Here is a 26,037-nt window from a genome sequence, read left to right as displayed (position 1 = left end):
GGAAAACAACACGTTTTGTCGTTTAGGCCAAGCTTGCGAAGTCCAAATGCGGAAAATCCCGGCCCTCTCAGCGTGGTGCTGTGAAGACCGGGATTTCCCAGTGGCGGAGGATAGGGGATTTGAACCCCTGAGGGATGTGACTCCCGCACGCGTTCCAGGCGTGTGACATAGGCCGCTAGTCGAATCCTCCGCTGGAAAACATTACATGAGCCCCCTAATGAAGCAAAATCGCCAGGTCAGCGCAAAGAACTTGAGCATTTAGGTGCTCGAGGTAAGAAGTGCGCCTGGAGGCGGAGTGGGAGCTGGGTGGTGGGGGAGCGGTTTGGCGTCGGCAAGCAAGGCACGCTAGGCTAGACCGCAGGATTCCGCGTGGCGTCCATCCTCTGAACTCCCCCAGGGCAGGAATGCAGCAAGGGTCAGGAGGCTCTGGCGGGTGCGCGGGGTCCCCTTTTATTTTGTGTGCTTTAACACGGGGGATGTAACGGGGCGTTAGTATGGTTGCCATATGTCCGCACTACGTCCCGGAAGGAAGACGGATGTCTCTTCTTAATCTTGAAAAGTCCGAGCTTGCTGAGCTTGCCGCGCAGGTGCGCAAGGACTACGAGGCCCTCAAGGCTGAGGGTTTGGATCTTGACTTGACCCGCGGTAAGCCGTCCAAGGCCCAGCTTGATCTGTCCAATGATCTGCTCGTCCTGCCGGGCCGCGGCCACTACACCGATGCCGCAGGCAATGACCTGCGTAACTACGGTAACCAGAAGGGCATCAAGGAGCTGCGCGAGCTGTGGGGCAAGCTCACCAACATGGACCCGGAGCTCCTCATCGCGGCGGACTCTTCCTCCCTGAACATCATGCATGACCTCGTCCTGTGGGCCTACACCTTCGGTACTAACAGCTCTGAGCAGCCGTGGTCCAAGGAAGATACCATCAAGTGGATCTGCCCCACCCCGGGATATGACCGCCACTTCGCCATCACGGAATCCTTCGGCTTCGAGCTGATTTCAGTACCGATGGAAGAAGACGGCCCAGACATCGAGGCGGTAGAGGAGCTGGCCAAGGACCCGCAGGTCAAGGGCATGTGGGTTGTGCCGATGTTCTCCAACCCTTCGGGCGCTGTCATCTCTGAAGAGAAGACCCGCCGCCTTGCCGCAATGGAGACTGGTGCGCCGGACTTCCGCATCGTGTGGGATAACGCTTATGCCGTGCACACGCTGACTGAGGACTTCCCGGAGATTCTGCCGATCCTGGATATCGCTGCGGAAGAAGGCAACCCGGACCGCTTCTGGGCCATGTCTTCTTCGTCGAAGATCACCTTCGCCGGCTCCGGCGTGAGCTTCTTCGGCTCCTCCGAGGACAACCTCGAGTGGTACCTGGAGCACGCCGGTATCCGCGGCATTGGCCCGAACAAGATTAACCAGCTGGCACACTACGAGTTCTTCGGTTCCGCCGAGGGCGTGCGCGCGGTTATGCGCCGCCACGCTGCGCTGCTGGCGCCGAAGTTTGAGGCAGTCCTGCGCATCCTGGATAAGAACCTCACCCATCATGAGATCGCTGATTGGACCCACCCGGAGGGCGGCTACTTCATCTCCCTCAACGTGATGGACGGCACCGCCACCCGCGTGTGGGAGCTGGCCCGTGACGCCGGCATTCTCCTGACCAAGGCCGGCTCGGCCTTCCCCTATGGCAAGGATGAGAAGGACCACAACATTCGCTTGGCCCCGTCCCTGCCGCCGCAGGAGGAAGTTGAGGCAGCCATGGACGGCGTGGCCACCTGTGTGCTGCTCGCCGCACTGGAGAAGCTGGGGGCATAGGGCAATCAACTCTGACGAGACGGCCTACTGGCTCGACCAGATTATTCCCGCTGACCTCGAGTTTAAGAATGTTGAAGGGCAGCGTTTGGGCTTAGCCTCGCTGGAGGGCGAGCAGTCCCTCGCGGTCACGTGTGGCTTCGCTGATGTGGATACCGGCTTGGCGCACGCTGAGCAGGGGATCGACGTGCGCTGCGAACTGCTCACCGTTGCACGCACCGGCCAACCGGAGGTTGCCGCTGCGGTGAGCGCGGCAGCGGCATTGCTTAAACAAGCCGCAGGCTTGCTGCCCGCGCAGCCGGGCTTGCTCTTGCCCAAGCTTTTTGCGGAGGATGACAAGCGCTTCGCTCGCTTCAGCGTGCGCCATGGCATGCTCATTGCTCCGTACCTGTGGGGCGGCCAGACCCCACAAGTGGCGGAGGAGGGCCGCCTGACGCTGGTCTGCCAATTGCTGATGCTGAGCGACGCCGAGTACGCCTACGCCGTCGAGGAAGGCGTGCCGGCGCTGCAGCAGGCGGTGGCGGAGCAAGGTATCGATCTGCTGGATTGGCAGCGCTCGGAGTGACGTGTCGGGGCGAGACGCTAGACTGACTAACCGTGGCTCTTTACCGGAAATATCGTCCAGCAACGTTCGCGGAAGTGGTAGGCCAAGAGCAGGTCACCACGCCTTTGTCCGCCGCCCTTGATGCGGGGCGCATTAACCATGCGTACCTCTTTTCCGGCCCGCGTGGCTGCGGAAAGACGTCATCCGCGCGCATCATGGCCCGCTCGCTGAACTGCGAACAGGGCCCCACCTCCACGCCGTGTGGCGTGTGCGATTCCTGCGTCTCGCTGGCCCCAGGCGGCCCAGGCAACCTCGATGTCACGGAGCTTGACGCCGCTTCTCACAACGGTGTCGAGGACATGCGTGAGCTGCGTGACCGCGCCTACTACGCGCCAGCGGAGTCGCGCTACCGCATCTTCATCATCGATGAGGCCCACATGATTTCCGCCTCCGGTGCCAATGCTTTGCTCAAGGTGGTGGAGGAGCCACCGGAGCACGTCATCTTTATCTTTGCCACGACGGAGCCGGAGAAGATCATCGGCACCATCCGCTCGCGTACCCACCACTATCCCTTCCGCCTGCTAACCCCGCCGGCGATGAAGGGGCTGCTGGAGCGCACCGTGGCTTCGGAGAACGTCCACGTGGATGACACCGTGTACCCCATGGTCATCCAGGCTGGCGGTGGTTCGCCGCGCGATACCTTGTCCATCCTGGACCAGCTGTTGGCGGGCGCGGGCCCCGATGGGCTGACCTACGACGTGGCCCGTCCGCTTCTGGGTGTCACGGACGTGGGCTTGCTGGATAACACGGTGGAGGCCTTGGCTAGCCAGGATAAAGCGGGGCTTTTCCGGCTTGTCGACGATGTCATTGAAGCCGGCCACGATCCCCGTCGCTTCGCCATTGACCTCTTGGATCGTTTGCGGGATTTGATGATCCTGCAAGCTGTGCCCTCCGCACTGGAGGAAGGCTTGGTCTCGGCACCGACTGACCGCGGGGAAGTACTGACTGCCCAGGCACAGCGCTTCTCTGGCCCGCAGCTGGCCTACCTGGCGGAAACCGTCAACGAGCGCGTGTCCTCCCTGCGGGGCGCGACGTCCCCGCGCCTACTTCTAGAAATCCTCTGTGCCCACTTGATTGTTGGTGCCGCCCCCGCGGCGGCAGCTGCCGGTCAGGCACCCACTGCCGTGCCGCAAGGTGGGGGCGCGCAGCCTTCCGCCCCCGCGGGGCAGGGTTCCGCGCCTGCGCAGCGCCAGCAATCTGCAGTCGCCAGCGCGCAGGATCCCGCTGCCGCCGCCGCGGCTATCATCGCGCAGCGCCGCAGCCGCCAGGCAGCAAAGCAGGAGGCTCAGCAACAGCAACCACAGCAGGCCGAAAGGGCTCAAGAAGCAGCCCAGCAGGCGCAGCAGCCCCCAGCCCCCGAGGCTTCACAACCCCAGGCGCCAGAGCGTCCTGCACAGCCGGAGGCGCAGCCTGAGCCGCAGCCGGAGCGGCAGCCGGAGCACCAGCAACAGGAGCAGCACGAACAGCCGCAGCAAGCGGAGCAGCCGGAACAACAAGAACAGACTCAAGGACAGCCGCAAGAGCAGCACCCTGAGCCTGAGCAGCCCCAGGACCCAGCCGCGGAGATTCGCGGACGGTGGTCGGATCTGCGCGCCACGATTGGTCGCCGCAACAAGGTCGCTGAAATCATGCTCGCCGAAGCCCGTGTCCTCGGCGTGCGTGATGACACCCTTGTCCTTGGTCACACCACCGGCGCGCTGGCGGAACGCATTAACTCGCCAGGCACCAACGAGGTCATCGTGACCGTCCTTCAGGAGGAGCTCAACCGCAACCTGAAGGTCACGTGTGTCATCGGCACCGACCCGAAGGCCCACGGTTTCACGGTGGCTGAGCCAGTTCAGCGTACCCAGTGGAATCCCAACCAACCGTCACGTGAGGCCGCCGAGCCCGACGAGGAGGCAGAGAGTCTGGAGACTCCGGGCAACGCTACTGATTCGCACTCTTCCGACACTGCGCCAGCTTCCGCGGACGCTACAGAATCTGAAAGAGCAGACAAGACCAGCGAGCCCGAGGCGAAGGAACGCGGCAACGCTAGCGATGACCCGTGGGGCGCGCCGCGTCGTATCGGGCAGCAAGGGCCGTCGTCTGAAACGACGACGGAGCAGCCGCGTGAGGCAGCTGAGTCGCTGCCGCCGGCAGAACCGCGACCGCCGGCTAAACCGCAGCGACCGGACGCTGCCCCGAGCGGGGCAGCAGTGCCCCCAAAGAGGGAGGCTCGTGGTAGCCAATGGCGATCACGCATCGCGCAAGCGAGCCAAGTAGCGGCCCAGCGGGACGAAGAGTTTTCCAAAGTTCCCAAGTTTGGCAACGGCGTTCCGCTGCCACCAGAGCCGGGTCCAGACGAGGGCGAGTTCGAAGCACCACCGGAGGAGTACGGTCCGCCGGCGGGGGCGAATGGGGCGTCGGAAAGCGCAGGCCAGGCGCCTGGAATGCCGCAGCAACCCGCACCCCAGCAAGCGCCCGCACCGCAGCCGGAGTACACCCGCGCGGACGAGGAACGCGAGATGATGGAGGCTGCGCAGAACGCCGGCGAGATGGACCACCGCAACGCCACGGAAGTCGCCATGGAGCTCCTCGCACAGGAGTTGGGAGCGCGGCGGCTCTAGCGTGGCATCTGTACACTTGGCGCGTAGTGAAAATAACCGTGTGAAAGGATTTTTAGCATGACTGAGAACGACCCGATGCAGCAGGCAAATGACATGAACGAGATCCTGGCGCAGGCCGCCCGCGTCCAGGCTGAGCTGGAGAAGGCTCAGAAGGAAATCTTGGCCGCCACCGTTGAGGGTAGCGCTGGCAATGGCCTGGTGAAGGTCACCATGACCGGTGGCGCTGAGCTGCAGAGCGTTTCCATTGATAAGTCCGTCGTCGACCCGGAGGATATCGATACCCTCCAGGACCTCATCGTCGGCGCCTTCAAGGAGGCTCACGCTGCTGCTGGCCGCCTGGCGCAGGAGAAGATTGGCCCGCTGTCCCAGGGCATGGGCCAGTCCCAGCAGAACTATGATGGTCCGTCCATCCAGGATGTCTTCGGCGGTAACCAGTAAGCCGCGCGTTAGACTTAAAGGCCGTTGTTGCCCTCTTCGTGGAGGGCGGCGCGGCCTTTTGTTGTGTCTCCCGGCCGTCGAGGTCTGGGTGTTTGTTGAGTGAGGGGAGCATTGCGTGTTTGAAGGACCTCTGCAGGATCTCATCGATGAGTTCTCGCGCCTGCCGGGTATTGGCCCGAAGTCAGCGCAACGCATCGCCTTCCACGTGTTGCATCAGGATCCGGAGGAGATTGATCGCCTCCAGAAGGCGCTGGGGGCAGTGCGTGATGGCGTGACTTTCTGCCGCATCTGTTGCAATATTTCCCGCGAGGAAGTCTGCCGCATTTGTGTGAACTCGCAGCGCGATGCCTCTACCATCTGCGTGGTAGAAGAGCCCAAGGACATCCAGGTCATCGAGCGCACCGGCGAATATGACGGCCGCTACCACGTGCTGGGCGGCGCACTGGACCCGCTGGCAAACGTAGGCCCGAAGGACCTGAACATCTCACAACTTCTGCAGCGCCTCGGCGGCGTACTGCCGGACCGAGAGCTCGCGGATTCCACCCCGGAGGAGCCGCTTTACGACGACTCCCCGGACATCACCGAGGTCATTCTCGCTACCGATCCCAACACGGAGGGCGAGGCCACCGCGGCCTACCTCGTGCGCCTGCTACGAGACTTCCCAGGGCTAAAGATCACCCGGTTGGCCTCCGGCATGCCGCTGGGAGGCGACCTTGAGTTCGTCGATGAGCTGACGCTCTCGCGTGCCTTGAGCGGCCGCCTGACGGTCTAGCGGCGCGGTGCCTCCGAGCGCCGCTAGCGTTGCGAGCGCGGCGGCTCCGAGGCGTTAAAACGCTCGGTACGCAGCTGGTCAATAGCCGGGATATCCAAGGGCTCGAGTTCGCTGAGCGCTACCCCCATGGCCTTGGCCAGCAGCAGGTCAGCCAGTTGCGGGTTGCGTGCCAGGACCGGACCGTGCATGTAGGTGGCGATGACGCTGCCCTGCACCGCACCCTCGGCTCCGCGCTGAACAGCCTTGTCAGAGAGATCCAGGATGGCGGCGGTATCCGCATTGCCGGTTCCGCGCGTCAGCGTTCCCAGCGGCTGGGCGGCGGGCCCCAGGATGGTGGCACCCATGTGGTTTTCAAAACCGGTGAGTGGCTCGGTGAGCTCAGCAGTGATGCCGGCCTTGGTCGGTTCGGTGGCTACCTCGCCGATGGCGCGCTCGGTCATGGAGGCAGTGGTGGCGTCGATAAGCCCCACGCCATCCACAACGCGACCGGACGCACGGAAGGATTCGCCGAGCACCTGCAGGCCTGCGCAAATCGCCAGAATCGGGCGCTTAGCGGTCGCCGCACGGGTGAGGCCACCGTCAGCGATGAGGTGTTCCGCGGCGAGAATCTGCGCGGTGTCCTCGCCGCCGCCCAGGGTGTAAACGTCGAGGGAATCCGGCACCGGCTCGCCCAGCTTGATGGGGACAATCTCCGCCTCGTGGCCGCGCATGCGGGCGCGCTGGCGCAGGACTAAGGCGTTGCCGTCATCGCCGTAGGTGCCCAGGATGTCCGGGAGGATGAGGCCAATCTGCAGGCTAGTCATTCGAGTGCTCCTTTGCTGCTGCGGCGGTAAGTGCCTTCTTCAGATCGCGGAAGGCGGTGTAGTTGGCCAAAACCTCGATGCGGCCTTCCGGACAAGATTGAATAGCGGTGAGCGGGTCCGCAATGAGCTCGTGCGAGATATCCGCGTAGACCAAACGCACGGCTAGATCCGTGCCGCGCTCGCCGGCTGCCTTGACAGGAATGCCTTCGAAATCCTCGAAGCGCACGTCCCAGAGCCAGGACATATCAATACCGTCGGCCACGTGGCCGTTAGTGGCGATGACCAGGCCATCGGCGTCACGGTCCACCATGGACAGCGCCTCCTGCCAGCCGGCCGGATTCTTAGCCAAGAGCAGGCGGATTTCGCGTTTGCCCAGCGTGATGGTGGAGTAGCGTCCGGCTACGTCGTTGACGCTTTCGGCAGCGGCGATAGCCTTGTGGCGGTCCACGCCGAAGGCCTCCACGGCAGCGGCGACGGCCTGGGCGGCGTTACCGCGGTTGGCCCGGCCCGGCAGAGCAAGCTTGAGCTTGTCGACGCCCCCCGGGCTCACAATGCCTTCCTCCGTCACCGCCCAGGTGGGGGTGGGGCGGCGGAACTCGCGGCCGTCGGCAAGCGGCTTGACCGCGCGCCAGTCCTCACCGTCACGCACGATGTGGCCCCCAGTGCGCGGACAGGTGACGGATTCACCCATCCAGCCGGCACCCGCGGACACCCAAATAACATTCTTTGCGTCATAGGCCACGGAGGTCATGAGGACGTCATCGCAGTTGGCGATGATGAGCATGTCCGGGTGGGCCTCGACGGCGCCGCGCAGGGCGCGTTCAATCTTGTTGATCTCACCGACGCGATCCAGCTGGTCGCGGGAGAGATTCAGCAGCACGAGCGCTGTAGGGTTGAGGTTATCCGCAACGTGGGGGACATGGAGCTCGTCTACTTCTAAGACAAGATGGCTTGCATCCTTGCCGGCCAAGAGCGCGGAGATGATTCCCGCATCCATGTTGTCGCCGCCATCGTTGGTGGCCACGGTGTGCTCGGCGCGCACTGCGGCGGCCAGCATGCGCGTGGTCGTGGATTTGCCGTTGGTTCCGGTGACCAGGATGGCCGGGCGCTGTTTGGCCAGGTTCTGCATGATGGTGGGGTCGATGGCATTAGCGATGAGCCCGCCGATCATGCCGCCCGCGCCGCGGCCCGTGGCGCGCGAGGCGGTGGTGGCCAGCGCTGCCGCGGTGGTAGCGACCGCAGTGCGCGCGGAAGAAAACGCGCTTCGGAAGTTAAAATTCATGTTCCCCAGAGTAGTCGGGGGAGCTTAGTTATCGGTGTTGTGTGAGCGGTTGTGTCCCGAGTTTTGATGCTTCTGGTGGTTGCCACTACCGCGGCGGCCACGTCCGCCGCGCCGGCGACGGCGGCGACCTTTATTGCCGCCCCTGTTCCGGTTGTTCGAGTCGGAGTCCGACTGGGCGGGCTTGTCACTCGGAGATCCGTCGGATGAGGAGCCCTGGGGCTTCTTCTGCGCGTGTCCCTGCTTGGGGGAGTGCTGAGTGCCGGAGGACTTGCGGCGAGAGCGGCGGCGGTTCTTGTTCGTGGAACGATTGCGGCTGGATTGTCCACTGTTGTGGCGTCCGCCCGAATTACCCGTTGACGTGGAACTGGTTTCTTCCTCTGGCTCCGTGGGCTCCTCGATGCGCTCGAGAGCGGCGAGGAAGGCAACATCGGACATCAGGGGGATGTCCTTGCGGTGAGCGTGCATAGGTTTGCCCACGAGGTTGGTGGTGATGTTGCAGACCACCAGGGACGTCTCTCGGGTGAGCTTCTCAGAGTAGTTGAGTTCCTCCCGGGCCAGGGCGGCGATGATGGTATCGGGGTCCTCGGTGATTTCCGGGGCCACGACGATCTCCATGCCGCGGATGAGTTCCTTGCCGGGCACATACGTGCCAGGGTTGTGGTGCTGGCGGGGCGCTTCAGCAGCGTCGACGCGGACGTGTGAGCGCTGCAGGCCGAAACGATCAGCTCGCAGATCATCCGGTGCTGCGCTGCTGCGTGGGCCTGAAGCTTGCGCGCGATAAAGATTCACAAGCAGGCGGGTTGCTTCGCGGGAGGTCTCCTTCTCCGGCCTCTGCGCACGTTCGACGCTGGCCGTGGGGTCAGGCGCAGGAAGGCCCGTATCGCGGGCGACTGCTGCCAGACGAATATCGGTGCCCCATACGCTTTGGCGACGTGCGGTGGCGAGGGTATCCACGATTGCCACTGGGGCGGGAACGTGACCCACCTTGAATCGGCGGCGCCGGCCCTTGCCGCGGTTGCGATTGCGTGCGCGGTTTTGGCGGGCAGCGGCGGTCATCGCACGGCGCGCTTCGGAGACAATGAAACCCCAGGTGTAGGGGGCATCGTGGACGATGAGAGTGCGGCCATCGATGAGCCGGTCCAGTGGCTTGAGGAGCATGGAAAAGGACTGCCCGGCTTGGACTTCCTCAGTGCTCAGACCGTGCAGGTGCCTGGGGCCTGGGTCCTCGCCCGGATTGATGACGGCGTGGAACTCTTGACCGATATCGCCGCTGGCATTGAGGGTGAGCGCATCAACGGTGAGCAGCCTGCCGGTGGAGGGGTGGATGCCGGTGGTTTGGATGGTCAGCGCTACGAAGGGGAAAGCTGCGAGGGCTTCCTCTCGGGCGGTGGCTTTGTCCTTGTTGTCGTCCTTGTTCGGCTGGGCTGCCTGACGCTCATTCCCGCTCTGCTTGTGGGCAGCTTGGTGCGGACGTGGTCCCGGCTTCGGGGCGTTGGTGTTCGGTGACGCCGCGGCCGGCGTCCCTGCTGCGCCAGGCTGCGCTGCAGGCTTGGTGGGGCCGGGGGTCGTAGTCATTGTTCACAGTTTAGTACCCAACTGCGAGGAAGCTGGAAAGGGCACACGTGAAGCGGCTCTAACCACCTAAATGGAAGTAGGGGTGGCGCTGCGCGCTGAGGCGACTAACCGAATTCGATGATGATGACCCAGCCGTCGCGGTCAGGCGTTGGTTCAGGCTTTGGCTCTGGGGTCGGGTCCGGTGTGCGGCTCGGTTCAGGAGTGCGCTCTGGCTCAGGCGTAGGGGTCTCGCTTGGCTCAGGCGTGGGCTCGGTGGTTGGCTCCGACGTGGGCGTTTCGCTGGACTCAGTGGTCGGCTCTGACGTGAGGGAATCGCTCGGCTCGGAAGTTACCGGCGCAGCCGTAGTCGACGGAGCTGGTTCAGACGTACGTGGGGTAGTCGTCGGAGTGGTGTCCGGAGCCGCCGAAGTTGGCGTAGCCTTCTGCGTCGGCGTGGAGCTAGGTTCGCTCGTGTGCGTGGAAGGAGTGATCTCCCCCGGCTCTTCGGGTTCCTTCTCTGCTTCCGGAGTTGCGAGCACTTCGTGTCTGTTGCGAGCGGAAGGAGCTACTTCCGCAGGCGCAGCCAGCTCTGCATGTTGAGTGGGCTCTGCTAGTTCAGTTGGCGCGGGCTGTTCTGTCAGTTCAGACGGTTCAGCCAGTGCAGTCGGCTCCACTGGTTCTATGGGCTCAGACAGTTCCGTTGGCTCAGCCGCGACGTTCTGGTCCTGGGGGTGGTGGGTGTCTGCGACGGTGCCTTCGGTTTGCTCATCTGCCCAAGCGGAAGGTTCGCTGTCAATTTCTTCATCATTAGCCGGGCTGGGGGCCAGCAGCGACGTGGTGTACCCCTCCAAAACCGAGTCGGTGATGTGATCGTGATCGGGATGGAGCGCGTGCACCGAGGAGACGAAGTTTGCTGTTCCACCGATGAGCACTGCGATGCCTGCAGCGCCGGCCAGTTTGAGTCCGGTGCTAGCTACCGCGACCTGCGTTCCGGCCGTCGCAGCAGCCCCGACGGAATTCAAGGACAGGGCCTGTGCGCCTTTCGCGGCAGTGGAGCCGGCGGTCTGTGCCGCACCTGCTGTTTGAGAGCTGCCGAAAGGTGCGATCGCGGCGTGCGCCCTGTCAGTACTTGCGGCCGTCGCGGCAGCCGCTCCCGCTGCAGCGGCGATGACACCCGCGGTACGCATCGCAAAATTAGTGTCCGGGGTTCCATCTTCGGTGTAGACAGTCAGCGTGGGGACTTCGGTGTCTGGGGTGAAGTAGGCGCGGGCGATTGCGATGAGGCCCTCGTGCTTGAATCCCGTGATGGTATCGCTCAACTGCGACGCTTGATCACGTGGAATGGTGGCGACGAGTTCGTCATCCAGGTGAATCTCGATAGTGCGGCGGAAGAAATGCCGGGTATTCGACAAACGTACGAGGAGCTGGGAGGGGTGCTTCGGCAGGGAGCGCGGGGTTGCCGAAAAGTCAGTGATGCGCAGAGCGCGGTCACCGTTGAGCATGCCCCAACGGCCAGCCGGAGGAATGTTGTGGGGGACGCACAGGCCTGGTTCGGGGAGGAGAACTTCAAACGCCGGGATGGTTTCCTCCGCTGCATCTTCGCGGAGAACAATTTCTGCGGTGGCCTGCGGCGTTAATCCCGCGCCGATGATCGAGTCCAATTCCGCGTAATCGGTGGATTGGGAGGCGGGAATGACACCGACGATGTCTTCGTTATGGCGGACGCGGAAACCGGAGCGGGAGTGCCCACACAAGGTCACGGGGAGATGGTTGGCCTCTGCCAAGGAGAGTAGTTGCAGGAACATCTCTGGGGTGACGGCGTCAACCGTAAGGCGCCGAGGCTCACCAAAACCACTGTGGGGGACCACGTAGTTAGTGACCGTCATATAATTCGCCTTCGTTGGTCGCACCGCGACAAATGCGCGCGGTGTGAAACCGTGCGCAGCAGGGAATGTCGTCGTGCGGGCTTTAATCCTTTAGTCCGCACTAGGTGTTTAAAAAAATTGTTTCTGTGTTGTCTGTATCCATTATATAACCCGCCGAGGGCGGCCTACAACAGCGCATATACAGCGCGATGTTACATGACGCAACATTGGCGCAAAGATTGTGCCGGAATTCTGTACACGGGAGTGCGAGGGAGGGGCCGAGTGCTTGGTTTGAGCCTCTCCCTCGCGTCTGGCGGCGCAGTTAGTCGGCGCTAGTCAGCGCGGTTGACCGCAGACGTAATCGCGTTGATGGAGGCGCGGGTCGTGGAGCCGGCGATGCCGGCACCCCACACCTGGGCGCCGTTGACTTCGGCAGCGATGTAGCAGGCCGCCTCCGCATCGTCACCGGCGGTGCGGGACTGCTGGGAGTAGTCGATGACCTCGAAGTCGATTCCGACATCCTCCAGGGCATTGGCGTACGCGGCGATGGGGCCGTTGCCGATACCGGAGATAACGCGCTTCTCGCCGTTGAAGACGATGGTCGCGGTGACCTTGGCGTCCTCTTCTTCCGTGGTGGAGTTGTCTACCTGGAAAGTCACCAGCTCCAGCGGGGCGGTGCGCTCCAAAAATTCGTTGGCGAAGATATCCCACATGTTCTTGGAGTTGACCTCGCCGCCCTCGGCGTCGGTCACTGCCTGTACAACAGAGGAGAACTCTGCCTGCATGGCGCGCGGCATGTTGATGCCGTGATCGGTCTTCATGATGTAAGCTACGCCGCCCTTGCCGGACTGCGAGTTGACGCGAATGACAGCTTGGTAATCGCGGCCGACATCCTTCGGATCGATGGGCAGGTAGGGAACCTCCCACGTGGTTTCCTGCAGCTCTTCCCAGGAGACCTCGGTGTTGTTCGCGCCCGGGCGCACCTCCTGCGCCAGGGCATCCAGGCCCTTGTTGATGGCATCTTGGTGCGAGCCGGAAAAGGCTGTAAACACCAGCTCACCGCCGTAGGGGTGTCGCTCCGGAACGCGCAGCTGGTTGCAGTACTCCACCGTCTCACGGATCTTGGGCAGATCGGAGAAGTCGATCTGCGGATCCACTCCTTGGGTGAGCATGTTCAGGCCCAGGGTGACGATATCCACGTTGCCGGTGCGCTCACCGTTGCCGAACAGGCAGCCCTCAATGCGGTCCGCGCCGGCCATGTAGCCCAGCTCAGCGGCGGCGATTCCCTCGCCGCGGTCATTGTGCGGGTGCAGGGACATGATGATGGAATCACGCCGAGCAAAGTTGCGGTGCATCCACTCGATCTGGTCGGCGTAGACGTTCGGACTGATCATCTCGACGGTGGAGGGCAGGTTGATGATCATGGGGTTTTCCGGAGTTGCCTCCATGATGTCTACGACGGCATCGCAGACCTCAACAGCAAAGTCCAGCTCGGTTCCTGTGAAGGACTCTGGCGAGTACTCCCAGCGCCAGTTGGTGTCCGGGTAATCCTTGGCAATGCTCTTGATGAGCTCCGCGGCGTCCGTCGCCAGCTTCTTAATGGCTGGGCGGTCCTTGCGGAAGACCACGCGGCGTTGCAGCTTCGAGGTGGAGTTGTAGAAGTGCACGATGACGTTCTTCGCACCCTGGCAAGCCTCAAAAGTGCGGCGAATCAGGTGCTCGCGGGCCTGCACCAGGACCTGAATGGTGACGTCTTCCGGAATCTTGTTGCCCTCGATAATTTCGCGAACGAAGTCGAAGTCCGTCTGAGAGGCGGAAGGGAAGCCCACCTCAATTTCCTTGTAGCCCATCTTGACCAGCAGGTCGAACATGCGGTGCTTGCGCTCGGGGCTCATCGGATCGATGAGGGCCTGATTGCCGTCGCGCAGGTCCACCGCGCACCACTGCGGGGCCACGGTGATCTTTTTATCCGGCCACGTGCGGTCAGGCAGGCTAACTGGCTCGACCTCTTCGGCGAAGCTCTGGTAGCGGTGAACCGGCATTGAGGAACCGCGCTGCTTGTTCCAGGCAGGTTGGTTGTCGTTGCGTGGGCCAGCCGGAGTGGTGATTTCGCGGGGTGCGGAAATGAAAGAATCGTTCGGGGACATGGTGTTTGTTCTCTTCCTTATGTGAGGCGTGTGTTTCGCTGCGCCGCTGTGATGAGCAACTGCGGGGCGAATCGTGGGGAACGGCCAGCTGCGGTGTGTGTTGGCATCACCACGCTCCGCGACGGGGCGCTGGCCGTAAAGCTACAAACCTAAATCCCGCCGCGGCTACTAAGGAGAAGAGTGTGCCGCAAAGTCATGTGAGCCACAATACGACGCTTCTCATTGTGCGGCAACTGATTTCACATATTGGGACGTGGTGGGGTGCGGATAGGATGCTTGGCGTGCATGAAGAGAATTCCACGAAGACGACGCCGGAACCTGGGGCGGATACCGCAGTAGAAGGTGCCTCATCAGCCTCTACCTCCTCCGCAGGTGCGCTGGGGAGGCTGGCGCTCCTGCCAGTTGCCGTGCTGGTCGCGGTTGTTGGCACCGCGGTGCGTATCGCTGTTCTCAGCGTCATTGCCGCGGTTAATGAACAGGAATTGTGGGGTCGGCTCACAGCCTGGGATTCCAAGTACTACCTGGAAATCGCGCGTGCGGGTTATTTTGACGCAGACATCAACACGGATGGGCCGGTCCATGAAATCACTATGGCTTTCTTTCCGGGTTTTCCCATGTTGTTGCGGGTGCTGGGCTGGACTGGAATCAGCCTGGAGTTAGCCGCGCTCATTGTTAACACCCTGCTTACTGCAGTCATGGCCGCCGGCATCATGGTTTTGGCGCGGCGCGTGGGTGCGCAGCGCCGTGGGCAATGGGTAGCAGCCCTCGTGGTGAGCAGCGCGCCGATGTCTATCGTGTTTTCGATGCCCTATACCGAGGCCCTCTTTGGGGCGCTGGTGGTGTGGGGGCTTATAGCCTTAGATGATCGCGCCTGGTGGCGTGCAGCGGCATTCGGCTTCGCCTTATCCTTCGTCCGGTTGACCTCCGTGGATTTTCTCGCCGTCTTTGCCCTGTGGGTGCTCATTTATGGGCGGCGCTCTTGGCGGGCGTGGCTTGGCCTCATCGTGGCAGCGCTCCCGCTGCCGACATATCTACTGTGGACGCAGCGCTATTTGGCAGATGCTGGTGGCTACTTCGGGATTCAAACTGAGCACTGGAATTCCACCTTTGATGGCGGTGCGGCAACCGTGCAGTTCGTGTGGGAAACCCTGACTGAGAACAACGACGTGGGCTACCTGCTCACCACCCTGGTGATCCTGGGGGTTCCTGTGCTGCTGGTGGCAGCATGGGGGAGGGTTGCCCCGGTGGCCTGGTGGTTTAGTGCCGCGCTGTGCGTGAATGTGCTGCTTTCCGACGGCATCATGCACTCGCGTCCGCGTCTCCTCCTGCCCGCGATCATTCTGGTGCTGCCGTGGGTTGTGCGCGCCGCCGCGGCGTGGCGCCCGCGCGTGCTGTGGGCTGCCTGCGGAGCGTGGGTTCTGTGGTCAGCGTGGTTCTCCGCTTACATGCTGGTGGTCTTTGAGTGGGCGATTTAGCGCGGGCTTTGCTCCGCGCGCCGAGTGCTTCCCGGGTTGACCGGAACGCGCGACAAGACAATCGTCGCCGCGATCATGATGATGAGTGATGCGCCCATCACGCACCACCCCGCAACGCTCTCGACCTGAAATTTTTCACCCAGGACCCAGTAGCCCAAGCCGAAAGCCACGATGGGCTCCATGATGGTCATGGCGGGAAGGGAGTGCGCCAAAGCGCCGGCGTGGAAGGAATACTGTTGGATGACCGTGCCGGCAGCGGCCAGTCCGATGAGCGCATAGAGCTCCCAGCTAGCCAGCAAGGGCGCAATGCCCTGGTGTGAGAGGACGTCCACCACCGCCTTGGCCACGAGTGCCACGTAGCCGTAGAGGATGCCGCACGCGCTGCCGAGCGCGAGTGCGGCTTCCTCCGGCCGGTTATAGGCCGCCACAAAGAGTGCGGTGAGTGTCAGTGCGCCGAGGGCGAAGGCGGGCCACCACTGGGACCAGGTGGGCGTCGTCAAGCCTGCGGTGGGGCGCCCGTAGACCACCATGATGCCCACCGCGATGGTCAGTGCCAGGCACCAGAAGACCTCCCGCGCCGGCATCGGCCGGCGGGAATACCACGCGGCGAGCGGCAGCGTGAACATCAAGGACAGGACGAGGATGGGCTGCACAATGAGCAATGTGCCGAAGTGGAGTGCGATGAGCTGCAAGGCATAGGCAACGACGGCGCCGCCGGTGCCAATCCACCACAGAGGCGTGCGAATTGCTGTGCGCATGACGTTCCTGGAGCTGGCGTCCAACACGATTCGGTGGCGTATGACAGTGCCCCAGGCCACGACTAGTGCCGAGGCCAGTGCGAAAGCAACGGCAACCAGGTTTGAAAGCATCGTTTCTACCCTACCTGGAATTAATACCCAGTACGTGTTTCGATGGTAGCGAAAGGGCGGTAGGCTAAAGGAGTTGACTGCCGGTCTATAGGTATTGGGTAGTGAACAGATATTGGCCCTCACAAACAGGAAAGGTGGGACCATCAGTGGCCCTAGTCGTACAGAAATACGGGGGATCCTCCCTCGAAAGCGCAGAGCGCATTCGCGCGGTGGCGGAGCGTATTGTGGCGACGAAGAAACAGGGCAACGACGTGGTTGTCGTGTGCTCCGCCATGGGGGATACCACCGATGAGCTCCTAGACCTCGCCGCCCAGGTCAACCCCGTCCCGCCGCAGCGCGAGATGGACATGCTGCTGACCGCTGGCGAGCGCATCTCCAATGCGCTCGTTGCCATGGCGGTGGAGTCCTTGGGCGCGCAGGCGCAATCCTTCACCGGCTCCCAGGCCGGCGTGCTCACCACCGAGCGCCACGGAAACGCCCGCATTGTTGACGTCACCCCGGGCCGCCTTACCGAAGCACTGGAAGAAGGCAAGATCTGCATCGTCGCGGGTTTCCAGGGTGTCAACAAGGAATCGCGTGACGTCACCACCCTCGGCCGCGGCGGTTCAGATACCACCGCGGTGGCGCTGGCGGCAGCGCTCAAGGCCGACGTGTGTGAGATTTATTCCGATGTCGACGGCGTCTACACCGCCGACCCCCGCATTGTCCATAACGCCCAGAAGCTCGAGCAACTCTCCTTCGAGGAGATGCTGGAGTTGGCTGCCGTCGGCTCCAAGATTCTGGTCCTGCGCAGCGTCGAATACGCTCGCGCGTTCAACGTTCCCCTTCGAGTTCGCTCGTCTTATTCAACCGACCCCGGCACGCTCATTGCCGGTTCAATGGAGGATATCCCCGTGGAAGAAGCAGTACTTACCGGTATCGCCACCGACCGTTCCGAGGCGAAGGTCACCGTTCTGGGCATCCCGGACCGCCCAGGTGAGGCGGCCAAGCTGTTCCGCGCCATCGCGGACGCCGAGATCAACATCGACATGGTCCTGCAAAACGTCTCCTCCCTGGAGTCCGGCACCACTGACATCACCTTTACCTGCCCGCGCTCCGACGGCCCGAAGGCCATGGAGATACTGGCCAAGCTCAAGGAAGAAGGTCACTGGACCAACGTGCTGTACGACGACCAGGTGGGCAAGGTCTCCCTCGTCGGTGCTGGCATGAAGTCCCACCCTGGTGTCACCGCTGACTTCACGGAGGCATTGCGCGATGCAGGGGTCAACATGGAGCTGATTTCCACCTCCGAGATCCGCATTTCCGTGCTGACCCGCGAGGCTGATCTCGAAAAGGCAGCCATTGCTTTGCACGAGAAGTTCCAGCTGGGTGGCGAGGAAGAGGCCACCGTTTATGCTGGTACCGGACGCTAAAGTTTAAGGAGTTAAGGTCATGACCACTGTTGCAGTTGTAGGCGCTACCGGCCAGGTCGGCCGCGTGATGCGCACCCTCTTGGAGGAGCGCAACTTCCCGGCCGATACGGTTCGCTTCTTTGCCTCCGCGCGCTCGGCGGGCCAGGAGCTTTCCTTCCGCGAGGAGAAGGTTGTCGTGGAAGATCTGGCGGAGCAAACCGTCGAAAGTCTCGCTGGGATCGACGTCGCTGTGTTTTCCGCCGGCGGTTCCACCTCTAAGCAGTATGCACCGCTCTTCGCCGAGGCCGGTGCCATCGTGGTGGATAACTCCTCCGCATGGCGCAAGGACCCGGACGTGCCGCTCATTGTTTCGGAAGTGAACCCGCAGGAAAAGGGCAACACCCCGAAGGGTATTATCGCGAACCCGAACTGCACGACCATGGCGATCATGCCGGTGACGAAGGCGTTGCACGACGCCGCCGGGCTCACCACCATGCGCGTCGCCTCCTACCAGGCGGTTTCCGGCTCTGGTCTGGCAGGCGTAGAAACCCTGGTTAAGCAGGTGGCGTCTATTGGTGACCGCAGCGTGGAGCTCGTGCACGATGGCTCTGCGCTTGAGGTCTCCGAGGAGGATCTGGGCCCCTACGTCGCCCCGATTGCGTATAACGCGCTGCCACTGGCCGGCAATCTCGTCGATGATGGCACGGAAGAAACCGATGAGGAGCAGAAGCTACGCAACGAGTCCCGCAAGATCCTGGGCATCCCGGAGCTGAAGGTCTCCGGTACGTGCGTGCGCATCCCGGTATTCACCGGTCACACCATGGTGGTGCACGCGGAGTTCGAGAAGCCGATTACCCCGGAGCAGGCCCGCGAGGTGCTGTCCTCCGCGCCGGGCGTCAAGGTCGTTGATGTGCCGACCCCACTGGCGGCAGCTGGCATCGATCTCTCCCTGGTTGGACGCATCCGCCAGGACCAGACTGTGGAAGACAATAAGGGCCTCATCTTCGTGGTCTCCGGCGATAACCTGCGCAAGGGCGCTGCGCTCAACACCATTCAGATTGCGGAGCTCTTGGTCTAAGGCCCTAACAACACAAACAGCAAAAAGTCCGCCCCAGATAGCATTCTGGTGGCGGACTTTTCTTCTCTTTTCTAAGCAGGAAACGCTAGTCCTTCGGGACCTCGGGCTTGGTGTGCTCCACAAAGGTCACGGAGGGGTCTGGGTCTTCGCGGTCGTATTCAATCTCATCGTCAGCCTCGAGCTCCTCGTGGATTTCCTCGGCGACGGCAGAGACGAACTCTTCAGTTTCCATGTTGGAGGCCGCTGCCAGCTTGCGCAGCTCGCGCTCGTTCTTCTTGGTGAAGTGCTCGCGCGGGTCCAGGCGGCGCTTGACCAAGGTACGGGCGCGCACGCGGCGGTCAGACTCGGAGGTGATCTTGTCGCGCTGAGTGATCCAGCTGATGACCATGACGGCGATCATGAGCAGGCCAATCCAGCCCAGAATCGGGTAGACGCTGGAAACCAGCTGCTTGAAGCCAATGAAGGAGAGGATGAAGCCCACAACGCAAGCACCCGCGTAGACGGGGTAGAAGAGCTTCGGCTTCTTACGGGTCAGGCGCTTGCCCATGGCGTAGAACATGCCGATGGCGGTGTTGAAGACCATGCCGTAGATGATGAAGGTCATGAAGTAACCCAGGACCGGGTTCACGTGGTTGATCAGCGTCAGCACCGGCAGGTCCTGCTTATAGACTTCCGGCGCCACCATGTAGAGGGAAACCACGAGGAGAGCGAGCAGAAGCAGGTAGAAGAAGCCACCGATGAGGCCGCCGATGCCTACAGCGCGGTTATCTAGGATGTTGCCGCCGATGACGATAGACATTGAGACCGCGCACATGACGTTGAGGCCGGTGTAGTTCAACGCGGCCAGCCACCAGTTGCTGAGGGGGCTTTCGACGTTGCTGACAGCAAAGTCATTGGCGCTGGACCAATCCACGTCGGTCACGATGATGGTGTAGCCGGTGGCCAGAACCACGAAGATAATGATGAACGGCGTAATCGCGCCGATGACGTTACTGACCTTATCCACATCGAGGAGGCCCACCAGCAGGACGAGCACGAGCATGATGGCGCCGCCGACCCAGATGGGCACGCCCTCGAACTGCTGGCTAATAGTGGAGCCACCACCGGCGAACATGACGAAGCCGATGGAGAACAGAGTGGCCAACGTTCCCCAGTCCAAGATTCGGGAGACGATGGGCCCGCTGATGTTGTCATAGACTGCCGTGTGCTCGTCGGCCTGGAAGTAGGAGCCAAGCTGCAAAATGGCCACACCAGTAATAATCATGAGGGCGGAGGCGAGAAGCACGCCCCACAGGCCCATGTTTCCGAAAGCCACGAAGTACTGGAGTGCTTCCTGGCCGGAGGCAAAACCGGCGCCGACGACGACACCAATGAAGGCCATGGAAATGGCCACTGCGCGTTTCCACATAAAGTAAAGAGGTCTCTCAATCTCACACGCGCCGGGGGAATGCCATCACAACCCAAGGTGTGGTGCGGGCAATTGGGAAAGCCTCGCGGGCCCGGTTCGACTATCGATTTATCACGTGTGCCTCGAAAAAGATTAGGTGTGTTCGATAGGTATTTTCCAGCTGAGACCGCGGTTTCTTTAAGGAGCGGCAGTGGCGAGGGTGTGAGAATTTGCCGTTTGGCGCATGTAGGTGCAGGTTCTGTGGCCGACCATGCCCATTTGTAACGGCTCGATAACGATTAGCCGCGTTGGTCGATGAGGTCCTTGCGGGCGCGGGCAACGCGGGAGCGAATAGTGCCCACGCGAACCCCGGCGATCTTCGCGGCCTCCTCGTAGGTGTAGCCCAACACCTGGGTCAGGATGAGGGCTTCGCGGCGGTCGTCCGGGAGGGCGTCGATAAGTGCGCGGGCGTCGATCCACTCGCTCCACGTGCCGGAGTTTTCGGGGGTCGCGGCAAGGGCGGCGGCGTCCTCGTATTCGGTGCTGGACTTGCGTGGGCGGGCCATGTCGTGGCGGATGTTGTCTACCCACACGCGGCGGGCAAGAGAGAGCAGCCACGTGCGCGCTGAGGAGCGGGCGGCGAAGCGGGGAAGCGCGCTGATAACGCGCAGGTAAGTCTCTTGGGTGAGGTCATCCGCGATGTCCGGGCCGCCCAAGTGGGCGAGTAGGCGCCAGACATCATCCTGGGTGGACTTAATGAACTCCGTGAGGGCTGCGCGGTCGCCGCGGCCTGCCTTGAGGGCGAGGTCGGTGACGCGCGCATCGTCGCGCTCGGAGTGTCGTTTCACCTCCCATAACTTACCAGTCGGGGGATGAGGGGCTTGGGCACTAGGGGCTCAAGTCCGTGAGCTCTGGCAACCCCAGAAACTGTTGCGTAGGTCATTTTTTATGGCTAGACTATGAAAGGTCCGTGATTGATAATGTAAAGCAAATTATCAACCGATTAGGAGGCATTAACCCCATGACTAACGCTTCGAATGAGTCCGCGGCAGACAAGGTTCTAGATAAGGGGCAGCGCGCCCCAGGCGGCCCGAACACTACCCGCCCTTCCGGTCAGCCGGTTGCTACTGAAAACACCAGCATCACCGCTGGCCAGAACGGCCCGGTAGTGCTCAATGACATCCACCTGATTGAGAAGCTGGCGCACTTCAACCGTGAGCGTGTGCCGGAGCGTACCCCGCACGCTAAGGGCCACGGCGCCTTTGGTGAGCTGCACGTTACCGAGGACGTCTCCGCCTACACCAAGGCAAAGCTCTTCCAGAAGGGCACCGTGACCCCGATGATGGGTCGTTTCTCCACCGTTGCCGGCGAGCAGGGCTCCCCGGATACCTGGCGTGACGTCCACGGCTTCGCGCTGCGTTTCTACACCGAGGACGGCAACTACGACATCGTGGGTAATAACACCCCGGTCTTCTTCCTGCGTGATGGTATTAAGTTCCCGGACTTCATCCACTCCCAGAAGCGTCTGGGCGCCAACGGCCTGCGCGATGCTGACATGCAGTGGGATTTCTGGACCCGCAACCCGGAGACCACCCACCAGGTGACCTACCTCATGGGTGACCGCGGTACCCCGAAGACCACCCGCCACCAGAACGGCTACGGCTCCCACACCTTCCAGTGGGTCAACGAGTCCGGCGATGCCTTCTGGGTGAAGTACCACTTCAAGACCCGCCAGGGCGTGGAGAACTTCACCGACGCTGAAGCTACGGAGATGGCCGGCAAGAATGCTGACTACCACCGCGAGGACCTCTACAACGCCATCGAGGAAGGCAATTTCCCGGTCTGGGACGTCAAGGTTCAGATCATGCCGGTGGCGGAGGCTGAAGAGTACCGCTTCAACCCCTTCGACCTGACCAAGACCTGGTCCAAGAAGGATTACCCGCTGGTGGATGTCGGATACTTCGTACTCAACCGCAACCCGCGCAACTTCTTCGCGCAGATTGAGCAGGTTGCCCTGGATCCGTCCAACATCGTCCCGGGCATTGGCCTGTCCCCGGACAAGATGCTGCAGGCACGCGTCTTTGCGTACGCTGACCAGCAGCGCTACCGCATCGGGCCGAACTACAAGCAGCTGCCGGTGAACCAGCCGCTCAACCAGGTCAACACCTATGAGCACGAGGGCCCGATGCAGTACCTGTTCAACGCCCCGGAGGATCCGGTCTACTCGCCGAACCGCCACGCCAAGGGCGGCGGCTACATGGACGGCGATGAGAACCTGCGCTTCAAGGAGCAGGAGACCACCACCGCTCCGGATCTCTACGTCAACCCGGATCCGGCAGGCATCGACCTGGATCGCGCGCCCTACGTCCGCCACGCCGAGGACAACGACACCGTACAGGCCACCGACCTGTACGAGAACGTCTATGACGACGGCGCTAAGGAACGCCTGGCGGACAACATCACCAACGCTATGGCCGGTGTGTCCCCGGAGACCGAGGAGCGTGTCTACGCTTACTGGGACGCTGTCTCCCCGCAGCTGGGCAAGCGCGTGCGCGAGCTCTTTGCTGAAAAGAAGTAGGGATTAACACAGGAGTGTTAATCCCGTCGCATCGGTGAGCTAATCAGCCCCGCCAGGTTCATTCCTGGCGGGGCTTTTCCGCGCGCCTGACCGCTTTTGTGCAGCGTGAACGATAGTTTCTTTTACATGACCTCACGCCTAGCCAGCCCTGCAGATGCCAACCGGAAAATTGGCGCCCGCGCTCTCATCCTCACCCTCGTGCTCATCCTGCCGCTCATCATCGGCGCGGCCGTTGCTGCCGTATCCGAATGGCAACCAGCCGAGACCTGGTCCCAGGAACAGGCGGGTGCGCCCAGCGATGGCACCATTGATCCGGCTGAGCTTTACGACGTCGCCCGTGCCCTCTCCGAAGCCAACGCCCAGGCCGGCTTCCTGGCTAATGGCACGCAGCAGCTTGCCGACGGCACCGGCGAGCTGCAGGATGGCGCCGGTGAGCTCGGCGGCGGAGTAGACAAGCTGGCAGGCGGCTCGCAAGAGCTTTATGACGGGCTCGTGCAGCTACAGTCCGGCACCGCCCAGCTGGGCAACGGTGCTACCGAGCTGGCTGATGGCGTCGGTGGAGCCGTCGACCAAGTCATCGGTCTCGGGGTGGTTCGCGGACAGATCCTGCAGGCAATCGACGGGACCCTCAAGGACCTTGAAGGCAACAACTCAGCGGAGGCGAAGAATATCCGCTCGCAGCTCGGTGATCTGCGCGGCCAGGTGGAGAATTTTCAGTTCGACCAATCCGTTCAGGACCAATTGACGCAGCTCAAGGATGGATCGCGTGAACTCTCCAACCAGCTGGCCGTGAACGGCTATGCCTATCACGATGGTGTCTACCAAGCCACGGAGGGCGCAAAGCAGCTCAACGCAGGTATTGGTGAGCTCAACGCCAAGGTCGATGAGGCCTTGAAGGGCGTGGACAAGCTTGTGGAAGGAGCAGAGAAGGTCGACGGCATGGCCAAGCAGAACCAGACCAAGGTGCAGGGCGCGCAGCGTGCGATGCCGACTGTCGCCGGGCCCGCCGAGGGCGAAAGTGAACCCGCTCAGCTGCTCAGCCCCATCGTTGCTATGCTCCTCGCTGCTATCGCGGTTCTGGGCGGGGGCGTTATCGGTGCTCTGCTCACGCGCATGGAGCGCCGCATCCTCGTGCTGCTTGGCGGCGCGGTGCTCATTGGCGTCGTGGTGGGCCTGCTCGTTGCGCTCCTGGCTACCGGCGTGACCGCGGCCGCAGTGGCCTGGGCGGGGCTCGCGGCGGCGGGGGCCGGGGTGGCGTCGGCAAGCATGGTCTATGCGCTCGTGCGCTGGCTTGGTGCAGGCGGCTGGTTCCTGGGTAGCGTACTCGCCGTGGCACAGGTCGGCGTCGTGGGATGGGCCTGGAAGGCGGCGTCCACCGGCACCGATCTCAACGCCGCGATGAGCGCGTTCGTGCACCTTTTCCCCATGCAGTGGGCCACCTCCGCCATCACCGTGGCGGGCAATGGTGGGCAGTCCCCACAGCTGTGGATGGCCCTGGCCATTTTGGGGGTAATCGCGGTGGCGGCCTTCGTGCTCGTGGGGGCACCTGCTGGGCGAGCAGACAAAGAAAAAGCCTAGCTCACGGCCCTGCGGCCGGGCTATCGCATAAGTGTCAAGATACGTTACTCGCTTTTCCAGATTTTGCTACCGCTGTGAATGAAAAGAGTGCTAGAGTAAGAGGCGCTCACAAAGCCTACTTAGGGGGTAGGCAAACGGTTTCTCCAATCCGTTGTGAGTGATAGGGAATAGGGGCGACGCGGCTGCTGTAGGGGCGCCGCGTCGTTTCCAATTGCGGGGGTAAAATCGGCCGCACTGACCGCTCAGGAATTGGAGAATCACCGTGACCGACTCCCGCGATATCAAACCTTTTGCTGCCAGCCGCGGCCCCAAAATAACATCGGTCGACGCCATCGTCGGTGCGGCCATGGTGGGCGGTCTGTTGCTTGGGGGAATCGGTGCGGGTGCGGGCTTGGCGGTCTTCGATGAGCCCGAGCGCTCCGACTACGTCATGCAGCCCGCGCAGCGAGAAGTGCAGGCTGACATCATGGACCCGGACGATGTGCTCACTCCGCAGGAAGAAGAGCGCATGCTTAACGACGTCTCCCGGATCGCCGCCCCCGACGTGGTCCAGGGGCTGCACTACATGGTCTTTGCCAAGAACCAAGAGAATGTGAATGACTCCGTGGAGGAGTACCTGCGCGATAATCACCCTGAGCTCATCGGCAAGGATAAGTTTGCTGATGGCCAGGTCTTCGTCGGCGTGGGCCTCGACCCGCGCCAGACCTTCGTCTTTGCGGGTGAGGACGTGGCTGAGCAGATGAAGCTGCGCAAAGGTGACAGCCACTTAGAGCAGTCCGTCGAAGCCATTAAACCGGGCGTGCGGGATGACAACATTCCTGCTGGTCTCTTTGCGGGTGCCGCGGCAGCGATCGATGTGGACCGTGCTGCGGACACCCAGTACGAGAGTGCGAAGGGTGACCGCATTGGGGCGGCCATTGGCCTCGGGGCTGCGGGCCTGAGTGTCGGCGGGGCAGGCGCGGGTATCGTCGGCGGTGCTCGCCGCAGCCGGCAGAAGAAGGCCCAGCAGGCACGCGAGGATTGGGACTACGTGTCGCAGACCTATACCGATGTGGCGCAGCGCCTGCGGGAGATCGATATCCGGGCGCACTCGTTGCAATCGGGTCTGGTGGATGAGCGCTTGCGTGAGGACTGGGAGAGCCTGCGCGATGATTTCCTGGCCATCGATTCCCAGGTGGGCTCCCTTATGTCGATTCCGGCCGATGCGCCGGATGAGCAGTTCCGCTCACATGCCGAGCCCATCGCCCACGCGCGCGAGCTGTGCGAGCGCGTGGAAACCGCCGAGGCCAACATTGACAAGCTGCACCGCGTCGAGAGCGCGGATGCTGACGTGCGCCGCTTTGAGCTCTATGAGCTGGGTAAGGACCTGGCCCAGGCGGGCTACTTGGCAGCGGACATCGACTCAGCGTTTGAGCGCCACGCAAAGGAGCTGGAAGACACCGCCGTGGCCCTGTCCCAGGAGCCAAACCACCCGCAGTTCATGGAACGCTACGTGGAGCTCTTGGACCGCACCGCGCTGCTCTCTGAGCACCTGCAGGCACAGCTGCAGAAGCGCAACGAGGCCGAGGAGCGCCCAGAGCGCACGCGTATCTATGACTCCAACTTCTTCGCTGGCTCCGGCTACCACGGTTATGTGCCCTTCTACGTTGTGAGCACCTGGGATAGCGATGCCACCACCGCCCGCGATAGCTCCTCCAGCAGCGGCGGCGTCAATAGCGGGTTTAGCTCGGGCTTTTCCGGGTCGGGTGGTTCTTCGAGCTTCTAGGCAGGCAAGCCGGCCTAAACGACAGGATGTGTTGGTGAGG

The 26,037-nt window shown here is 62.4% G+C and carries 18 protein-coding genes, 1 tRNA gene, 1 other RNA gene and 1 pseudogene; 12 read left to right on the top strand and 9 right to left on the bottom strand.

Features of this window, described 5'->3' with window-relative positions:
* Window positions 1–101: 101 nt before the first annotated feature.
* A tRNA-Ser gene (locus HMPREF2743_RS07960) sits at window positions 102–190 on the bottom strand.
* Window positions 191–356: 166 nt separating this feature from the next.
* Between HMPREF2743_RS07960 and ffs the strand changes: the two genes are divergently transcribed.
* The 6 genes from ffs to recR all read left to right on the top strand — a co-directional run bounded on the left by ffs (window position 357) and on the right by recR (window position 6,225).
* Window positions 357–455: signal recognition particle sRNA small type (ffs, locus tag HMPREF2743_RS07955), an RNA gene on the top strand.
* Between the two features lie 81 nt (window positions 456–536).
* Window positions 537–1,808 (top strand): aspartate aminotransferase type Ic, encoded by a 1,272-nt coding sequence (locus HMPREF2743_RS07950; protein WP_070525206.1) that lies wholly within the window; start codon window positions 537–539, stop codon window positions 1,806–1,808.
* Between the two features lie 85 nt (window positions 1,809–1,893).
* Window positions 1,894–2,370, top strand: coding sequence for a suppressor of fused domain protein (locus HMPREF2743_RS07945; protein WP_083298950.1), 477 nt, complete (start codon window positions 1,894–1,896; stop codon window positions 2,368–2,370).
* Window positions 2,371–2,402: 32 nt separating this feature from the next.
* Window positions 2,403–5,015 (top strand): DNA polymerase III subunit gamma and tau, encoded by a 2,613-nt coding sequence (locus tag HMPREF2743_RS07940; RefSeq protein WP_070525207.1) that lies wholly within the window; start codon window positions 2,403–2,405, stop codon window positions 5,013–5,015.
* Window positions 5,016–5,072: 57 nt separating this feature from the next.
* Window positions 5,073–5,453, top strand: a complete 381-nt coding sequence (locus HMPREF2743_RS07935) for a YbaB/EbfC family nucleoid-associated protein (protein ID WP_010190004.1) — start codon at window positions 5,073–5,075, stop codon at window positions 5,451–5,453.
* A gap of 115 nt (window positions 5,454–5,568) precedes the next feature.
* The gene (gene recR, locus HMPREF2743_RS07930; RefSeq protein ID WP_070525209.1) at window positions 5,569–6,225 is read left to right on the top strand and encodes a recombination mediator RecR; all 657 of its coding nucleotides are present in this window, start codon (window positions 5,569–5,571) and stop codon (window positions 6,223–6,225) included.
* Window positions 6,226–6,248: 23 nt separating this feature from the next.
* On the opposite strand, the gene HMPREF2743_RS07925 is transcribed toward recR, so the two are convergent.
* The 5 genes and pseudogenes from HMPREF2743_RS07925 to leuA all read right to left on the bottom strand — a co-directional run bounded on the left by HMPREF2743_RS07925 (window position 6,249) and on the right by leuA (window position 13,876).
* Entirely contained in the window at window positions 6,249–7,028 is a 780-nt protein-coding gene (locus HMPREF2743_RS07925) for a type 1 glutamine amidotransferase (RefSeq protein ID WP_070525211.1), read from the bottom strand.
* Window positions 7,021–8,310 carry a Mur ligase family protein gene (locus tag HMPREF2743_RS07920; protein ID WP_070818543.1) on the bottom strand — a complete coding sequence of 430 codons (1,290 nt, stop codon included), beginning with the start codon at window positions 8,308–8,310 and terminating at the stop codon, window positions 7,021–7,023. Before HMPREF2743_RS07920 ends, HMPREF2743_RS07925 begins: the two co-directional genes overlap by 8 nt.
* Window positions 8,311–8,679: 369 nt before the next feature.
* A pseudogene (locus tag HMPREF2743_RS07915) lies at window positions 8,680–9,885 on the bottom strand (DNA polymerase III subunit epsilon); the annotation flags it as partial.
* Between the two features lie 104 nt (window positions 9,886–9,989).
* Window positions 9,990–11,750: a hypothetical protein gene (locus HMPREF2743_RS07910; RefSeq protein WP_070818541.1), complete on the bottom strand. Its 1,761-nt coding sequence runs from the start codon at window positions 11,748–11,750 to the stop codon at window positions 9,990–9,992.
* A gap of 311 nt (window positions 11,751–12,061) precedes the next feature.
* Window positions 12,062–13,876: a 2-isopropylmalate synthase gene (gene leuA, locus HMPREF2743_RS07905; RefSeq protein ID WP_070818540.1), complete on the bottom strand. Its 1,815-nt coding sequence runs from the start codon at window positions 13,874–13,876 to the stop codon at window positions 12,062–12,064.
* A 272-nt stretch (window positions 13,877–14,148) separates the two neighbouring features.
* On the opposite strand from leuA, the gene HMPREF2743_RS07900 reads away from it, so the two are divergent.
* A complete protein-coding gene (locus HMPREF2743_RS07900; protein ID WP_070818539.1) occupies window positions 14,149–15,351 on the top strand; it encodes a mannosyltransferase family protein in 1,203 nt (400 codons plus the stop codon).
* Here HMPREF2743_RS07900 and HMPREF2743_RS07895 read toward each other — a convergent pair.
* On the bottom strand, window positions 15,348–16,220 hold the full coding sequence (locus HMPREF2743_RS07895; RefSeq protein WP_070525220.1) for a DMT family transporter: 873 nt from the start codon (window positions 16,218–16,220) through the stop codon (window positions 15,348–15,350). The genes HMPREF2743_RS07900 and HMPREF2743_RS07895 overlap by 4 nt on opposite strands.
* A 146-nt stretch (window positions 16,221–16,366) precedes the next feature.
* Here HMPREF2743_RS07895 and HMPREF2743_RS07890 point away from each other — a divergent pair, with 146 nt between their 5' ends.
* The gene (locus tag HMPREF2743_RS07890) at window positions 16,367–17,632 is read left to right on the top strand and encodes an aspartate kinase (RefSeq protein WP_070818538.1); all 1,266 of its coding nucleotides are present in this window, start codon (window positions 16,367–16,369) and stop codon (window positions 17,630–17,632) included.
* Window positions 17,633–17,651: 19 nt separating this feature from the next.
* Complete coding sequence (locus tag HMPREF2743_RS07885; protein WP_070818537.1) at window positions 17,652–18,689, top strand: aspartate-semialdehyde dehydrogenase; 1,038 nt, start codon at window positions 17,652–17,654, stop codon at window positions 18,687–18,689.
* 85 nt (window positions 18,690–18,774) lie between these two features.
* Here the strand turns inward: HMPREF2743_RS07885 and HMPREF2743_RS07880 are convergent, their stop codons facing one another.
* Together HMPREF2743_RS07880 and HMPREF2743_RS07875 are read right to left on the bottom strand one after the other, a co-directional pair.
* Window positions 18,775–20,097, bottom strand: a complete 1,323-nt coding sequence (locus tag HMPREF2743_RS07880) for a YkvI family membrane protein (protein WP_070525226.1) — start codon at window positions 20,095–20,097, stop codon at window positions 18,775–18,777.
* Window positions 20,098–20,375: 278 nt separating this feature from the next.
* A complete protein-coding gene (locus HMPREF2743_RS07875; protein ID WP_070818536.1) occupies window positions 20,376–20,924 on the bottom strand; it encodes an RNA polymerase sigma factor in 549 nt (182 codons plus the stop codon).
* A 173-nt stretch (window positions 20,925–21,097) separates the two neighbouring features.
* On the opposite strand from HMPREF2743_RS07875, the gene HMPREF2743_RS07870 reads away from it, so the two are divergent.
* From HMPREF2743_RS07870 to HMPREF2743_RS07860, 3 genes are all read left to right on the top strand, one after another.
* Complete coding sequence (locus tag HMPREF2743_RS07870; RefSeq protein WP_070744451.1) at window positions 21,098–22,654, top strand: catalase; 1,557 nt, start codon at window positions 21,098–21,100, stop codon at window positions 22,652–22,654.
* A gap of 126 nt (window positions 22,655–22,780) precedes the next feature.
* Window positions 22,781–24,232 carry a hypothetical protein gene (locus HMPREF2743_RS07865; protein WP_070744452.1) on the top strand — a complete coding sequence of 484 codons (1,452 nt, stop codon included), beginning with the start codon at window positions 22,781–22,783 and terminating at the stop codon, window positions 24,230–24,232.
* 262 nt (window positions 24,233–24,494) lie between these two features.
* On the top strand, window positions 24,495–25,997 hold the full coding sequence (locus HMPREF2743_RS07860) for a DUF5129 domain-containing protein (protein WP_070818535.1): 1,503 nt from the start codon (window positions 24,495–24,497) through the stop codon (window positions 25,995–25,997).
* Window positions 25,998–26,037: the final 40 nt, after the last annotated feature.

Source organism: Corynebacterium sp. HMSC036D02, from assembly GCF_001836165.1.
Classification (GTDB): domain Bacteria; phylum Actinomycetota; class Actinomycetes; order Mycobacteriales; family Mycobacteriaceae; genus Corynebacterium.
This window is presented reverse-complemented; position numbering and strand designations above follow the sequence as displayed.